The following is a 12,549-nucleotide window of genomic DNA, read 5'->3' on the forward strand; positions in this document are numbered from 1 at the left end:
CGGGCCGGCCGGCGCTGCGCCGCCCTCCTCGCGACCGTCGCCGATCATGCTGTGGACCAGCTCGGCGTCATAGTCGACGGCCGCGACGATCTCGACCCCGCCGCCGGTGGTGCGGGTGGAAAGGATCACCGCATCGGGGCCCTGGTCGTCCCGCACCATCCGGATCGCCTGGCGCATGTCTGGCGCGAAGAAACGCTTGATCTTCATGTCTGTCCTCTGTCCCTGTCCGTCCCGCTCATGCCGCGGTGGCTGCCTGCCCCTCGGCCGCGCCCAGCGTCGCGACCACCTTCACCGGCCGGCTGTCCGGGATCTCGGTGTAGGCCAGCACGTGCAGCCCCCGGACCACCGGTCTCAGCCACCGCGCCAGCCAGGGCCGCAATTCGGCCGAAGTGACCAGCACGGCGGGTTCACCCGCGATCTCCTGGCGCTGCGCCGCCTCGCTCGCTCCCCGCTGGAGCCTTTCCGCGAGCCGGGGCTCGATGCCGAGACCCGCCGAACCCGTTGCCTGGAGACTCCGTTGCAAAACTTGTTCCAACCCGGGATCCAGCGCGATCAGCGGCAAATCTTCTTGAGAATCAGTGATTCCCTGCACGATGAACCGGGCCAGGGCGGCCCGCACGGCGGCGGTGAGGGCGACGGGATCCTGACTCCGGGCCCCGTTCTCCGCCAAAGTTTCGGCGATCGTGCGCATGTCGCGGATCGGAATCTGCTCGGCCAGGAGGTTCTGCATCACCCGCAGCACCACCCCGAGGCTCAGCACCTTGGGCACCAGGTTCTCGACCAGCTTGGGATGGCTCTTGGCCAGGCGGTCCAGCAGCTGCTGCGCGTCGTCGTGGCCGATCAGCTCGTGCGCATGCTCGCGCAGCACCTGGCTGAGGTGGGTGGCGACGACCGTGGCCGGATCGACCACCGTGTAGCCCAGGGTCTGGGCCTGGTCGCGCTGCTCGGCCGCAATCCACACCGCCGGCAGGCCGAACGCGGGGTCGGTGGTCTCGGTGCCCTCGAGGGTGCCGTAGACCCGTCCCGGGTTGATGGCCAGGTGGCGGTCCGGGTGGATCTCGCCCCGGGCCGCCGGCACGCCGTTGAGCGTGATCCGGTAGGCGTTCGGGCCGAGGTCGAGGTTGTCGCGCACGTGCACCGGCGGAATCAGGAAGCCGAGCTCCTCCGAGAGCTTGCGCCGGACGCCTTTCATCCGCTCCAGCAGCACGCCGCCCTGGCCGCGGTCGACCAGCGGGATGAGCCGGTAACCGACCTCCATGCCGACGGGGTCGACCTGGCTGACGTCGTCCCAGGCCAGCTCGCGCGGCCCGGCCGGCTCGACCGGCTCCTCGGGCAGCACTTCGACCGCCGCCTGCCGCGAGCGCCGGTGCAGCGCCCAGGCGCCCGCGCCGAGCGCGGCCGCGAGTCCCAGGAACACCAGGTTCGGCATCCCCGGCACCAGGCCCAGCATGCCGATGATGACCGCCGCGATGGCGATGGCGCGCGCGCTGCCGAACAACTGGCGCACCACGTCGCTGCCCATGTCGCCGGCCGCGGAGACACGGGTGACGATGATGGCCGTCGCCGAGGACAGCAGCAGCGAGGGAATCTGCGCCACCAGGCCGTCGCCGATGGTCAGCAGGATGTAAGTGCGCGCGGCGTCGGCCAGCGGCATGCCGTGCGTCGTGGTGCCGATGATCAGGCCGCCGATGATGTTGATGAACAGGATCAGGATGCCGGCCACGGCATCGCCCCGCACGAACTTGCTGGCGCCGTCCATGGAGCCGTAGAAGTCGGCCTCGGCAGCCGTCTCGGCGCGCCGCAAGCGGGCCTCGTCCTGTGTGATCAGGCCCGAGTTCAGGTCCGCGTCGATGGCCATCTGCTTGCCGGGCAGGGCGTCCAGGGTGAAGCGGGCGCTGACCTCGGACACGCGCCCGGCGCCCTTGGTCACCACCACGAAGTTGATGATGACCAGGATGGCGAACACCACCAGGCCGACCGCGTAGTTGCCGCCGACGACGAACTCGCCGAAAGCCTCGATCACCTTGCCGGCCGCGTCGGTGCCGGTCTGGCCGTTCATCAGCACGACCCGCGTGGAGGCGACGTTCAGGGCCAGCCGCAGCAGGGTGGCGACCAGCAGCACCGTCGGGAAGACCGAGAACTCGAGCGGCCGCGGCGCATAGACGGTCATCAGGATGACCACCAGCGCGAGCGCGATGTTGAAAGTGAAGAACACGTCCAGCGCCATCGGCGGCAACGGCAGGACGATCATCACCAGCAGGGCGATCAGGAGCAGCGGCGTGCCCAGTCCGGTGCGGGCGAGGAGGCCGAGATTGTCAGTGAGTCTTCCCATCGTCAGATTCTCCGGCCGGGCTGGCGGCGGGTCAGGTGGTCAGGAACATCGAGCCCATCGGGCGGCGGGGGCGCCGCGGCGCCGGCGGTCCTGAGCTGGTAGACCCAGGCCAGCACGCGCGCGACCGCCAGGAACAGCTCGGCCGGGATTTCCTGGTCCAGCCGGGTCGTGAAGTACAGGGCCCGCGCCAGCGGCGGGGCCTCCAGCCGCGGCACGCCGCTGGCGGCGGCGACTTCGCGGATCTTCAGCGCGATCTCGTCCGCGCCCTTGGCCACGACGCGCGGCGCGGCCATCCCCGCCGGGTCGTACTTCAGGGCCACGGAGTAGTGGGTCGGGTTGGTGACCACCACGTCGGCCTCCGGCACGGCCATCATCATCCGGCGCTGCGACATCTCCGCCTGGATCCGGCGGATCCGGCCCTTCACCTCGGGCCGCCCCTCGGTCTCCTTCAACTCGTCGCGCACTTCCTGGCGGGTCATGCGCAACTGCTTGTTGTGGTTCCAGAGCTGGAAGGGCACGTCGACCGCGGCCACCAGCAGCATCACGGCGGAGAGCACCAGCAGCACCCAGAGGGAAGTCGCGGCAAGTCCGGGCACCGCAGTCTCCACGCTGCTCTCGCCCGCCATCAGCAGCTCCGGGGTGAGGTGGTAGAGCACCAGCAGGCCGGCGCCGGTGACGAAGACGAACTTGACCAGCGTCTTGGCGAACTCCATCAGCCCGTTGAGCGAAAAAATCCGTTTCAGCCCGGCGATGGGGCTGAGCTTCTCGAGCTTCGGCTTGATCGACTCGGCGCTGAACACCAGCCCGCCGAGCGCGGCGGGACCGGCCAGCGTGGCGACCAGCACCGCGGCGAACAGCGGCAGCAGCATGAGCAGGCCGGCCATGGCGGACTCGCCGAAGACGGTGGGCACGAGGCGCGGGTCGTAAGCCAGTTCGCGCGGCAGGGTGAGGCCGTTGATCATCAGGCCGGCGATCTTCTCGCCCATGGCGCCGCCGAACACGATCATCGCGCCGGCGCCGCTCAGCAGCACCGCCGTGGTGTTCAGTTCGCGGGACCGGGCTGCCTGGCCCTTTTTCTTCGCGTCCTGGAGTCGCTTTGGAGTTGGTTGCTCGGTGCGTTCCTGGCTGGTGTCATGCTCGGCCATCGCCTCAGCCTCCCAGCAGCCAGCCGATCATGACGAAGCCCTCGGCCAGCAGGTCGGTAAAGCGGCTGCCCACCGTGCTGACCGTGGCGTACAGCATGATGAAGCCGAGCATCAGGGTCATCGGAAAGCCGACCGCGAAGATGTTGAGCTGCGGCGCGGCCCGCGTGACCACGCCCATGGCGAGGTTGGCGAGCAGCAGGGCGCCCACGGCCGGCAGCGCGATCATGATCGCGTGGCCGAACATCACGGTGCCCCAGTTGGCGATGGCGGCGTAGTCGCCGAAATCGATCCCGCCGCCGACCGGCAGGCCCTGGAAGCTCAGCACCAGGAAGCGGATCAGCGCCAGGTGGCCGTCCAGCGCCAGGAACAGCAGCGTGGCCAGGATCACCAGCAGCTGGCCGACGACCGGCACCTGCACGCCCTTGTCCGGGTCCACCAGCGAGGCGAAGCCCAGGCCCATGCCGAGCGCGATCACCTCGCCGGCCATCGCCAGCGCGGCAAACACCATCTGCAGCACGAAACCGGCGGTCACGCCCACCAGGATCTCGCGGCCCACGGCCAGGAACATCGGGAAACTGAACAGCTCGAGCGGCGGCGCCGGGGGCAGGATCGGCAGCAGCATCAGCGCCAGCACCAGGGCGAAGCCGGCGCGCAGCCGCATCGGGATAGAGCGCGTGCCGAACAGCGGGGCGGCGACCAGCAGCGCGACGATACGCGCGAACGCCAGCACCAGGCTGGCGATCCACGTGTCGAGTTGCAGCTGGGTGAACTCCATGCGGGCGACGCCTCAGCCGAGCAGCAGGCCCGGGATGGCCTGGATGAGATCGCGCGTGTAGTCGACGATCAGGCCGAGCATCCAGTGCCCGCCGACCGCCAGCACGGCCACCAGGCCGAGCAGCTTGGGAATGAAGGAGAGCGTCATCTCCTGGATCTGCGTGGCGGCCTGGATCATGCCGATCACCAGGCCGAGCACCAGGGCGATGATGAGCATCGGCGCGGCCAGCATGACCGTGACCGCCAGTGCGTTGCGCCCGATCTCCATCACGGTTTCAGGGGTCATGGCTCAGTTCACCAGGAAGCTTGCGGCGAGGGTGCTCATCACCAGCGACCAGCCGTCGACCAGCACGAACAGCATGATCTTGAACGGCAGCGAGATGATCAGCGGGGAGAGCATCACCATGCCCATGGACATCAGGACGCTGGCGACCACCAGGTCGATGATCAGGAAGGGCACCAGCAGCAGGAAGCCGATCTGGAAGGCCGTCTTCAGCTCGCTGGTCACGAAGGCCGGCACCAGCACCGAGAACGGCACGTCCGCGGGCGTCTCGAAACCCTCGTAGCCGCCGAGCTCGGCGAACAGCTGCAGGTCGGGCTGGCGTACCTGCGCGATCATGAACTCGCGGATCGGGCCGCCCGCCGCCTGCAGGGCCGCGGGCGCGTTCAGCGTTTCTTCCAGGTAGGGCTTCGCTGCGTCCTCGTAGATGCGCTCCAGCACGGGCGCCATCACGAAGAGGCTCAGGAACAGGGCGAGGCCGATCAGGATCTGGTTGTTCGGGGTCTGCTGGGTGCCGAGGCCCTGGCGCAGGATGGCCAGCACGACCACGATGCGCGTGAAGGAAGTCATCATGATGAGCGCCGCCGGCAGCAGGCTCAGCAGCGTCATCAGCAGCAGCACCTGCAGCGTCACCGAGTACTGCTGGGTGCCGTCCTCCGCGGTGGTCACCGAGAGGAGCTCGAGCTCGCCGCCGCCCGCCTGGGCACCGGCCGCCGCGGGCCAGCAGAGCGCCAGCAGCAACAGCAGGCCGGTCACGACGCCGCGACGGGTCACGGGCGCCGCTCCTGCCCGGGGGCGTGCAGTGCTTCGCGCAGCCGCTGGGCGAAGCCGCCCGCCTGGCCGGCAGCGCCGGGCTGCGGCGCAGCGACCGGCTCGTCCAGCACCAGCAGCGTCTGGATCCGGCCGGGCGCGGCGCCGAGCAGCAGCTGCCGCCCGCCGACCTCGACCAGCATCAGCCGCTCGCGGGCGCCCACGGAGGTTACCGAGACGACCCGGATGGCGCCCGGCAGGCTGCGCTGCAGGCCGTTGACCCGGCGCAGCAATGCGGCCAGGCCGACGATCACGACGATCATGAACAGCAGGCCGGCGATCATCCTGCCGACCTGGCCGGCGCCGTCGAAGCCCGGCGCCGCCTGCGGGTCGGCGCCGAAGGCCGCCAGCGGCAGCAGCAGCAGGGCGAGCAGGCTCAGGGTGCGTGCCATGGCTCGATCAACGCAGCTTGCGGACGCGCTCGGCGGGGCTGATGACGTCGGTCAGGCGGATGCCGTACTTCTCGTTGACGACCACCACCTCGCCGTGCGCGATCAGGGTGCCGTTGACCATCACGTCCATCGGCTCGCCGACCATGCGCTCGAGCTCGACCACCGAGCCCTGGTTCAGCTGCAGCAGGTTGCGAATCGGCAGCCTGGCGCGGCCGATCTCCATCGACAACGTGACCGGGATATCTAGGACGACTTCGAGGTTGACGTCCTCGCCGGCCGCCTGGCCTTCGTCTTTCAGGGGTTTCGGCGGCACCGCCTGGCCGGCCGTCGCGGCCTGTGCCGCGCCGCCGCCCTGGCCGCCTGCTGGGATCTGTTGCTCGCTCATCTTCCGCGCTCCTGGCTCACTTCCTGCTTGATTTCCGCCTCGACGGCCTCCCGCCGGACGGGCTCGATTACCTGTACTGCGTGCCGGCCCTGCGAGGCGCCGAACCGGCCGTGAAACGCCGGGATGCCCTCGGCGTAAAGGGTGACGCGCTCGGGCATGTCCATGGGCAGCACGTCGCCGGGCTTCAGCCGCAGCAGCTGCTTGACGCTCAGGTCGAGCTCGACCAGCTTGCAGCTGACCTCGACCGGCGCGAGGCGGACCTCGTCGTGCAGCGCCTTGCGCCACCGCGCGTCGCTTTCGCTGCGCTCGCCCGGGGACCGCGCTTCGAGCAGCTCCCGGATCGGCTCCAGCATCGTGTAGGGGAAGGCCACCTGCAGCTCGCCGCCGCCGCCCTCCAGCTCCATCTTGAAACTGCAGATCACCATCACCTCGTCGGGCCGGACGATGTCCGCGAACTGGGGATTGGCCTCGGTCTTGAGATACTCGAACTCCAGCGGCTTCACCGGGGCCCAGGCGTCCGTCAGGCCGGCGAAGACGCGATCCAGCACCATGCGCATGACGCGCATCTCGGTGGCCGTGAACTCGCGCGCCTCGACCCGGGTCTTGAAGCGGCCGCCGCCGCCGAAAAAGTGATCGACCAGCATGAACACCAGCCCGCCCTCCAGCACCAGCAGCGCGGTGCCGCGCAAGGGCCGGGCGCGAATCATGTTCAGGCTGGTGGGGACCGGCAGGGCGTGGCGGTACTCGTTGAATTTTTCCAGGCGCAGCTCGCCGACGGTGATGTCCAGGTGCCGCCGCAGCAGCTCCGCCATGGTGTTGCGCAGGTGGCGCGCGAGCCGCTCGTTGATCATCTCCAGGGCCGGCATGCGCCCGCGCAGGATGCGCTCCTGGCTGGCGAGATCGATCGGGCGGGCCACGCCGTCGTGCGCGGACAGCTGGTCCTCAGTCGCCACCTCGCCGTTGTCGACGCCGTGCAGCAGCGCGTCGATCTCGTCCTGGGAAAGCAGTTCTTCCTTGCTCATGTCACTGCATCACGAAGCTGGAGAAGTAGACGTCCTCGGCCTGGGGCTCGCCGGTGAGCAGGGTCAGCTCCTGGCGGATCACCTCGAGGGCCTCCTGGCGCAGCGCCTCCTTGCCGTCCCGCGTCAGCAGGGCCTCGTAGTCCCGCTCGCTGAACAGGGCGATCAGGGCGTTGCGGACGGCGGGGGTGTGCCGCTGGACGGTCTCGATCGCGGCGCCGTCCCGGGACATCACCTCGACCGAAACCTGCAGGTAGCGGAGCTTGCCGCCGGCGGCGAAATTGACCACCAGCGGCGGGTCGAGCGCGAGGTACTGGGCATTGCTGCGGCTGCCGGCCTGCTCCTCGGCCGCCGTGGCGTCTGCGGCCGGATCGTCGGCGAAGAAGACCTGCCGGGCGAAATAGCCGCCCGCGGCGAGCGCCGCCAGCAGCACGACGATGATCACGAGGCGGCCCTTGCCGCGCTTGCGCCCGCCGCCCGCGGCAGCCTCCGCGCGCTGTTCCAAGCCCTCGGCTTCCGGATTGATCATGAGAAGCACTCCGTGGAGAAGAAAACTGTCGGAATAGCAAAAGCAAGAGCCGTGCCATCCGGCACAGCCCTTTTGAATCAATAACTTGGAGGAGTACTTCGGGTCCGCGTCAGCTTCTTGACGGGGCCGCGGGGAAGTTCGCGCCGAAGGCGCGTCGCCGGCGCGCTAGACGAACAGGTCCACCAGGCCGACCGAGGTCACCCGGGCGGCCGGAGCGGCAGCTTCGGCCTCGGCCTCGTCGGCGAGGGACTCGTCGCTCCCGCCGGCCGTGCCCGGCTCGCCGGCGCGCTCGCCGTCGGCCTGGCGCTGACCGATGTCCAGGTTCTCCAGCCGCAGACCCTCGGCCTGGAACATCTCGCGCAGGCGGGGCGCCGCCGCTTCCAGCGCTTCGCGCACGGCGCCGTTGCCGGCGGCGAAGGTCAGCCGGAGCCCGTCGTCATCGCTCCGCACCTTGACCTCGAGCGGCCCGAGCTCGGGCGGGTTGAGGCGCAGTTCGGCCACCTGGCTCTTGTTCGCCACCATCCAGAGGACCCGCTGGCCTACGGCCTCGCCCCATTCCGGCTGGCCCGGCGCGGTGTTGATCGGCAGCGACGGCGGCGTGGCAGTCGGCGCGGCAGCGGTCGGGGTGGAGGCTGCGCCCAGGCCGCCGGCCGCTGCGCTCGCCGTGGCCGTCGCCGCGGCCGGTGTCGCGGCCTGGAGCAGGCGCCCGGCCTCGGTCGATTCGAGCATCTTCAGCTCGGCCCGCTGGAGCAAGGGCATGTCGTCCCCGCCGGCGGACGGATCGACCGCGCCCTGGAGCGTCCGCAGCAGGTCCAGCATGCGCGTCATGGCATCGGTGGTCGCGTCGGCCGGGTCCGCCGCGCCGGCCGGCGCCGGGCCGCCCGGCAACACGCCGGACTGGCCGGGCAGCTGCGCCGTCAACTGCGACGGCAGCGGCAGCGCCTCGCCGCCGGGCGGCAAGATCTTGCCGGCCTGCAATGCCGCGAACAGGGTGCGGGCCAGCGCCTCCGGCGTCCCCGGCAGGGGCGCCGGCGCGCCCTCGGCGGGCACGGGCGCCAGCGCCGGCATGGTCTCGCCTGGCTCGGCGGCCAGCAGCAGCCCGAGCAGATCGCCCCATTCCACGGGGAATTCCCCTGTTGAAACCGGTTTCCCGGGCCCGCCGACGCGGGCGGGATCGGCGACCTCGGACAGGTTGACCGGCAGTTGCAACATCATGGCATCACTCTCCTGGCGCCAGGCCCACGTGGCGGCGCTGCAAATGGCTCTGCACGAGTGCTGCAGAAACCGTGCCAGCCGCGGCCGGCCAATTGTTCACGGCGTCTCCGGGCGGCGGATCCGCGCCGCGCATTCGTCCTGTTCCCGCTGCTCGCTGCGCCGGGCCACGCGGTCTTCCTCGTCCCGGGCGCGGGCGAGCACCTTCTCCAGCGCCTCGTGGTCCATGCGCGACGCCAGCCAGCGCGCGCGGGCGGCCTCGAGATCCCGCCGGGCGGCCTCGACTACCCCTTTCTGGCGCTCGATCGCCTCGTTCAGCTGGGCCAGGAACAGCCGTCCCTCCCGCATCAGGGCGGAGCCCTGGCCGGACTGACGCTCCAGCCCGTCGGCGTACTCGCGCCACCAGGCGTGCATTTCCTCCAGCCGTTTTTCCTGCGCCGCCAGGCTGGTCTGCAGCCGGCCGAACTCCCGCGCCGCCGCCTGTTCCTGGTGGTCGGCGATGCGGGCGATCGGCATCAGCCGGCGGCTGCGCAGCGGTTCCGTCATCGCCCTAGGCCTCCTCGTTCCTCGGTGCCACGACCGCGGCCAGCGAGTCGAGGCTCGGATTCAGCGGTACCGGCTCGTGCATGTCCTGCCGCAGCCAGCCCTCGAGCTCGGGCTGGTAGGCCACGGCCTCGTCCAGCGCCGGGTCCGAGCCGGGCTTGTACGCCCCGACGCTCAGCAGGTCGCGGTTCTGCGACCAGGTGGCGTAGAGGCGGCGGAAGCGCTGCGCGGCCTCGCGATGCGCCGGCGCGCAGATGTCGTTCATGGCGCGGCTGATCGACGCCTCGATGTCGATGGCCGGGTAGCGGCCGCTCTCGGCGACCCGCCGCGACAGCACGACGTGGCCGTCCAGCACCGCGCGCGCCGCGTCGGCGATCGGGTCGTTGGTGTCGTCGCCCTCGGCGAGCACGGTGTAGAAGGCGGTGATCGAGCCGCCGCCGGGCTGGCCGTTGCCGGCCCGTTCCACCAGCTGCGGCAGGCGGGCGAAGACCGACGGGGTGTAGCCCTTGGTCGCCGGCGGCTCGCCGATGGCCAGGCCGATCTCCCGCTGCGCCTGCGCGAAGCGGGTCAGCGAGTCCATCAGCAGCAGCACGTTCAGGCCGCGGTCGCGGAAGTACTCGGCGATGGTCGTGGCGAGCATCGCGCCATGCAGCCGCATCAGCGGCGGGTCGTCGGCCGGGGTGGCCACCACCACGGCGCGCTTCATGCCCTCGGGGCCGAGGGTCTTCTGCACGAAGTCGTTCACTTCGCGGCCGCGCTCACCGACCAGGCCGACCACCGTGATGTCCGCGGCGGTATAGCGGGTCATCATGCCGAGCAGCACGCTCTTGCCGACGCCGCTGCCCGCGAACAGGCCCATGCGCTGGCCGCGCGCCACGGTCAGCAGGCCGTTGATGGCCCGCACGCCGACGTCCAGCGGCGCCTCCAGCGGCGCGCGCGACAAGGGGTTGATGGCCTGGCCGCGGAGCGGCATCCGGGCGTCGCATTCCAGCGGGCCGCGCCCGTCCAGGGGCCGCCCGGAGCCGTCCACGACCCGCCCGAGCAGGGCCTCGCCCACGGGCGTGTTGCGGGAACCGCTCAGGGGCCGCACCCGCGCGCCCGGCGTGAGGCCATGGATGTCGCCCACCGGCATCAGGAACACGCGCTCGCCGGCGAAGCCGACGACTTCCGCCTCGGTCTGCGCGCCGCCGCTGCCGACGATCAGGCAGCGGCCGCCGACCGGCGCCTCGCAGCCGACGGCTTCCAGGGTCAGGCCGACCATGCGCACCAGGCGGCCCTCGGCGATGATCGGGCTGGCGCGGTCCACCCGCCGGCGCCGCCGGGCCAGGTGGCCGGACAGCGCGGTGCGGCGCGCCTCGGGGGTGGGCAGCGGCAGCGGCTGGCTCACTCGGGCTCTCCTTCATCCGACTGGCGCTCGCCGCCCAGCAGGCGGTCGAAGACGCGATTGACGCGGGTCTCGAGCGTCGCGTCGATGACCGAGATGTCGGTCGAGATGCGCGCGCCGCCGCGCTCCATCGACGGGTCCTCCAGGATCCGGCAGGCCGGCCCGGTGTCCCGCCCGCCGAAGGCTTCGCGGACCAGGCTGGCGTCGTCGGGTTGCAGCTGCACCGTGATCTGGCGCTCGCCGATGGGCAGGGCGGCGATGCTCTCGCGCACCACGCCGATGATCTCGCCCGGGCTGGCCTTCAGCTCGCGCCGGATCAGCCGCCGGGCGATCGCCATCACCATCTCGACCAGTTCCTGCTCGATCTCGCCGTCGAGGTGGCCGACGGGCTTGGCCAGGCTGGCCAGGATCTCGTCGAGCCGCGCCGCACGCCGCTCGATCTCCGCCTGGCCGGCGGCGAGCCCGGCGGCATAGCCGGCCTCGTGGCCGCTCCGGCGCGCCTCTTCCTCGATGGACTCGAGCCGGCCGGCGGTCATCGGGCCGCCCCGGCCGTCGCCGGCATGGCCGACCGACGGCAGCGACCACGGCTGCGCTTCGGCCCCGGACATGACGCCCACGGGCCGGGACGCAGTCGCGCCGGTCCGGTCCTCAGACATATTCCTCTCCGCCGCGGCCGCCCATGGCGATCTCGCCGCTCTCCGCCATCCGGCGGACGGTGTTGAGAATCTCCTTCTGCGCCATCTCGACTTCGCTCAGGCGCACCGGGCCCTTGGACTCCAGGTCTTCGCGCAGGATTTCCGCGGCGCGCTTGGACATGTTGCGGAAGATCTTCTCGCGCACCGCCTCGTCGGCGCCCTTCAGGGCGATCACCAGGCCGTCGCCCGGGATCTCGCGCAGCAGCGTCTGGATCGAGCGGTCGTCCAGGTCCAGGAAGTTGTCGAAGGTGAACATCAGTTCCTGGATATTGCCGCCGAGCTTGGCGTCAGCCTTGCGGACCTGCTCGATGATGCGTGACTCGAGGCCGGGGTCGAGGCAGTTCATGATGTTGGCGGCGCTCTTCACGCCGCCCATGGCCGCCGGCTGCGCCGGGGTCTTGAGCGAGAACTGCTTCTCCAGGATCTGGTCGAGTTCATCCAGGGCGTCGGGCTGCACGGTGTCCAGCGTGGCGACGCGCATCACGATCTCGGGCTGCACCGCCTCTGGCAGCAGCCGCAGCACCTCGGCGGCCTGGTCGGGGTCGAGGAAGGACAGCACGATGGCGATGATCTGCGGGTGCTCGTTGCGGATCAGGTCGGCGACCGCGCGCCCGTCCATCCATTTCAGCGCCTCGAGACCCTTCGACTGGTGCCCGGTCAGGATGCGGTCGATGACGCCGCCCGCCTTCTCCGCGCCGAGCGCCTGGGTCAGCACCTTGCGCACGTAGTCGTCGCTGCCGACGCCGAGCGCAGTCTGCTGCTCGATGGTCTGCACGAAATCCTGCAGCACGCGGTTCATGTCCTGCTTCGAGACACTCTGCAGCGACGCCATCGCGGAGCCGATGCGCTGGACCTCCTTGGGGCCCATGTGCTTCAGGACCCCGGCGGCGTTGTCCTCGCCGAGCGTCATCAGCAGCACGGCCGCGCGGTCCGTGCCGTTCATGCTGGCTGCCTTACTGGTTTCCATCGGATGCCACCCACTGTTTCACGACCTGCGCCACCAGCTTCGGATCCTCGCGCACCATGTCCTGCGCGACCTTCAGCTGGTC

Annotated in this window: 13 protein-coding genes and 2 pseudogenes; all 15 read right to left on the reverse strand. The window is 70.7% G+C overall.

The window, feature by feature from the left end:
• A pseudogene (locus tag G6N75_RS03300) lies at window positions 1-207 on the reverse strand (flagellar biosynthesis protein FlhF); the annotation flags it as partial.
• A gap of 28 nt (window positions 208-235) precedes the next feature.
• On the reverse strand, window positions 236-2,332 hold the full coding sequence (flhA, locus tag G6N75_RS03305; RefSeq protein WP_165346644.1) for a flagellar biosynthesis protein FlhA: 2,097 nt from the start codon (window positions 2,330-2,332) through the stop codon (window positions 236-238).
• A 2-nt stretch (window positions 2,333-2,334) separates the two neighbouring features.
• On the reverse strand, window positions 2,335-3,477 hold the full coding sequence (flhB, locus tag G6N75_RS03310) for a flagellar biosynthesis protein FlhB (protein ID WP_165346645.1): 1,143 nt from the start codon (window positions 3,475-3,477) through the stop codon (window positions 2,335-2,337).
• 4 nt (window positions 3,478-3,481) lie between these two features.
• A complete protein-coding gene (gene fliR / locus G6N75_RS03315) occupies window positions 3,482-4,252 on the reverse strand; it encodes a flagellar biosynthetic protein FliR (protein WP_165346646.1) in 771 nt (256 codons plus the stop codon).
• 12 nt (window positions 4,253-4,264) lie between these two features.
• On the reverse strand, window positions 4,265-4,537 hold the full coding sequence (gene fliQ, locus G6N75_RS03320; RefSeq protein ID WP_165346647.1) for a flagellar biosynthesis protein FliQ: 273 nt from the start codon (window positions 4,535-4,537) through the stop codon (window positions 4,265-4,267).
• Window positions 4,538-4,540: 3 nt separating this feature from the next.
• Entirely contained in the window at window positions 4,541-5,275 is a 735-nt protein-coding gene (gene fliP, locus G6N75_RS03325; protein ID WP_240900909.1) for a flagellar type III secretion system pore protein FliP, read from the reverse strand.
• A gap of 26 nt (window positions 5,276-5,301) precedes the next feature.
• Window positions 5,302-5,733, reverse strand: coding sequence for a flagellar biosynthetic protein FliO (gene fliO / locus G6N75_RS03330; RefSeq protein ID WP_165346649.1), 432 nt, complete (start codon window positions 5,731-5,733; stop codon window positions 5,302-5,304).
• Between the two features lie 7 nt (window positions 5,734-5,740).
• A pseudogene (fliN, locus tag G6N75_RS03335) lies at window positions 5,741-6,004 on the reverse strand (flagellar motor switch protein FliN); the annotation flags it as partial.
• Between the two features lie 110 nt (window positions 6,005-6,114).
• The gene (gene fliM, locus G6N75_RS03340) at window positions 6,115-7,140 is read right to left on the reverse strand and encodes a flagellar motor switch protein FliM (RefSeq protein ID WP_165346651.1); all 1,026 of its coding nucleotides are present in this window, start codon (window positions 7,138-7,140) and stop codon (window positions 6,115-6,117) included.
• 1 nt (window position 7,141) lies between these two features.
• The gene (locus G6N75_RS03345; protein WP_165346652.1) at window positions 7,142-7,666 is read right to left on the reverse strand and encodes a flagellar basal body-associated FliL family protein; all 525 of its coding nucleotides are present in this window, start codon (window positions 7,664-7,666) and stop codon (window positions 7,142-7,144) included.
• Between the two features lie 165 nt (window positions 7,667-7,831).
• The gene (locus G6N75_RS03350) at window positions 7,832-8,881 is read right to left on the reverse strand and encodes a flagellar hook-length control protein FliK (RefSeq protein WP_165346653.1); all 1,050 of its coding nucleotides are present in this window, start codon (window positions 8,879-8,881) and stop codon (window positions 7,832-7,834) included.
• Between the two features lie 96 nt (window positions 8,882-8,977).
• On the reverse strand, window positions 8,978-9,424 hold the full coding sequence (gene fliJ, locus G6N75_RS03355) for a flagellar export protein FliJ (protein ID WP_165346654.1): 447 nt from the start codon (window positions 9,422-9,424) through the stop codon (window positions 8,978-8,980).
• Window positions 9,425-9,428: 4 nt separating this feature from the next.
• Entirely contained in the window at window positions 9,429-10,760 is a 1,332-nt protein-coding gene (gene fliI, locus G6N75_RS03360) for a flagellar protein export ATPase FliI (protein WP_206202900.1), read from the reverse strand.
• Window positions 10,761-10,804: 44 nt separating this feature from the next.
• A complete protein-coding gene (locus tag G6N75_RS03365; protein WP_165346655.1) occupies window positions 10,805-11,461 on the reverse strand; it encodes a flagellar assembly protein FliH in 657 nt (218 codons plus the stop codon).
• Window positions 11,454-12,467, reverse strand: coding sequence for a flagellar motor switch protein FliG (gene fliG, locus G6N75_RS03370; RefSeq protein WP_165346656.1), 1,014 nt, complete (start codon window positions 12,465-12,467; stop codon window positions 11,454-11,456). The genes G6N75_RS03365 and fliG overlap by 8 nt, the downstream gene beginning before the upstream one ends.
• Between the last annotated feature and the right edge of the window lie 82 nt (window positions 12,468-12,549).

This window comes from Thioalkalivibrio sp. XN8, from assembly GCF_011058255.1.
Classification (GTDB): domain Bacteria; phylum Pseudomonadota; class Gammaproteobacteria; order Steroidobacterales; family XN24; genus XN24.

Excerpts from the sequence above, each read along its gene's own strand:
- flhA (WP_165346644.1), bottom strand. The coding sequence starts at position 2,332 with ATGGGAAGACTCACTGACAATCTCGGCCTCCTCGCCCGCACCGGACTG.
- flhB (WP_165346645.1), bottom strand. The coding sequence starts at position 3,477 with ATGGCCGAGCATGACACCAGCCAGGAACGCACCGAGCAACCAACTCCA.
- fliR (WP_165346646.1), bottom strand. The coding sequence starts at position 4,252 with ATGGAGTTCACCCAGCTGCAACTCGACACGTGGATCGCCAGCCTGGTG.
- fliQ (WP_165346647.1), bottom strand. The coding sequence starts at position 4,537 with ATGACCCCTGAAACCGTGATGGAGATCGGGCGCAACGCACTGGCGGTC.
- fliO (WP_165346649.1), bottom strand. The coding sequence starts at position 5,733 with ATGGCACGCACCCTGAGCCTGCTCGCCCTGCTGCTGCTGCCGCTGGCG.
- fliM (WP_165346651.1), bottom strand. The coding sequence starts at position 7,140 with ATGAGCAAGGAAGAACTGCTTTCCCAGGACGAGATCGACGCGCTGCTG.
- G6N75_RS03345 (WP_165346652.1), bottom strand. The coding sequence starts at position 7,666 with ATGATCAATCCGGAAGCCGAGGGCTTGGAACAGCGCGCGGAGGCTGCC.
- G6N75_RS03350 (WP_165346653.1), bottom strand. The coding sequence starts at position 8,881 with ATGATGTTGCAACTGCCGGTCAACCTGTCCGAGGTCGCCGATCCCGCC.
- fliJ (WP_165346654.1), bottom strand. The coding sequence starts at position 9,424 with ATGACGGAACCGCTGCGCAGCCGCCGGCTGATGCCGATCGCCCGCATC.
- G6N75_RS03365 (WP_165346655.1), bottom strand. The coding sequence starts at position 11,461 with ATGTCTGAGGACCGGACCGGCGCGACTGCGTCCCGGCCCGTGGGCGTC.
- fliG (WP_165346656.1), bottom strand. The coding sequence starts at position 12,467 with ATGGAAACCAGTAAGGCAGCCAGCATGAACGGCACGGACCGCGCGGCC.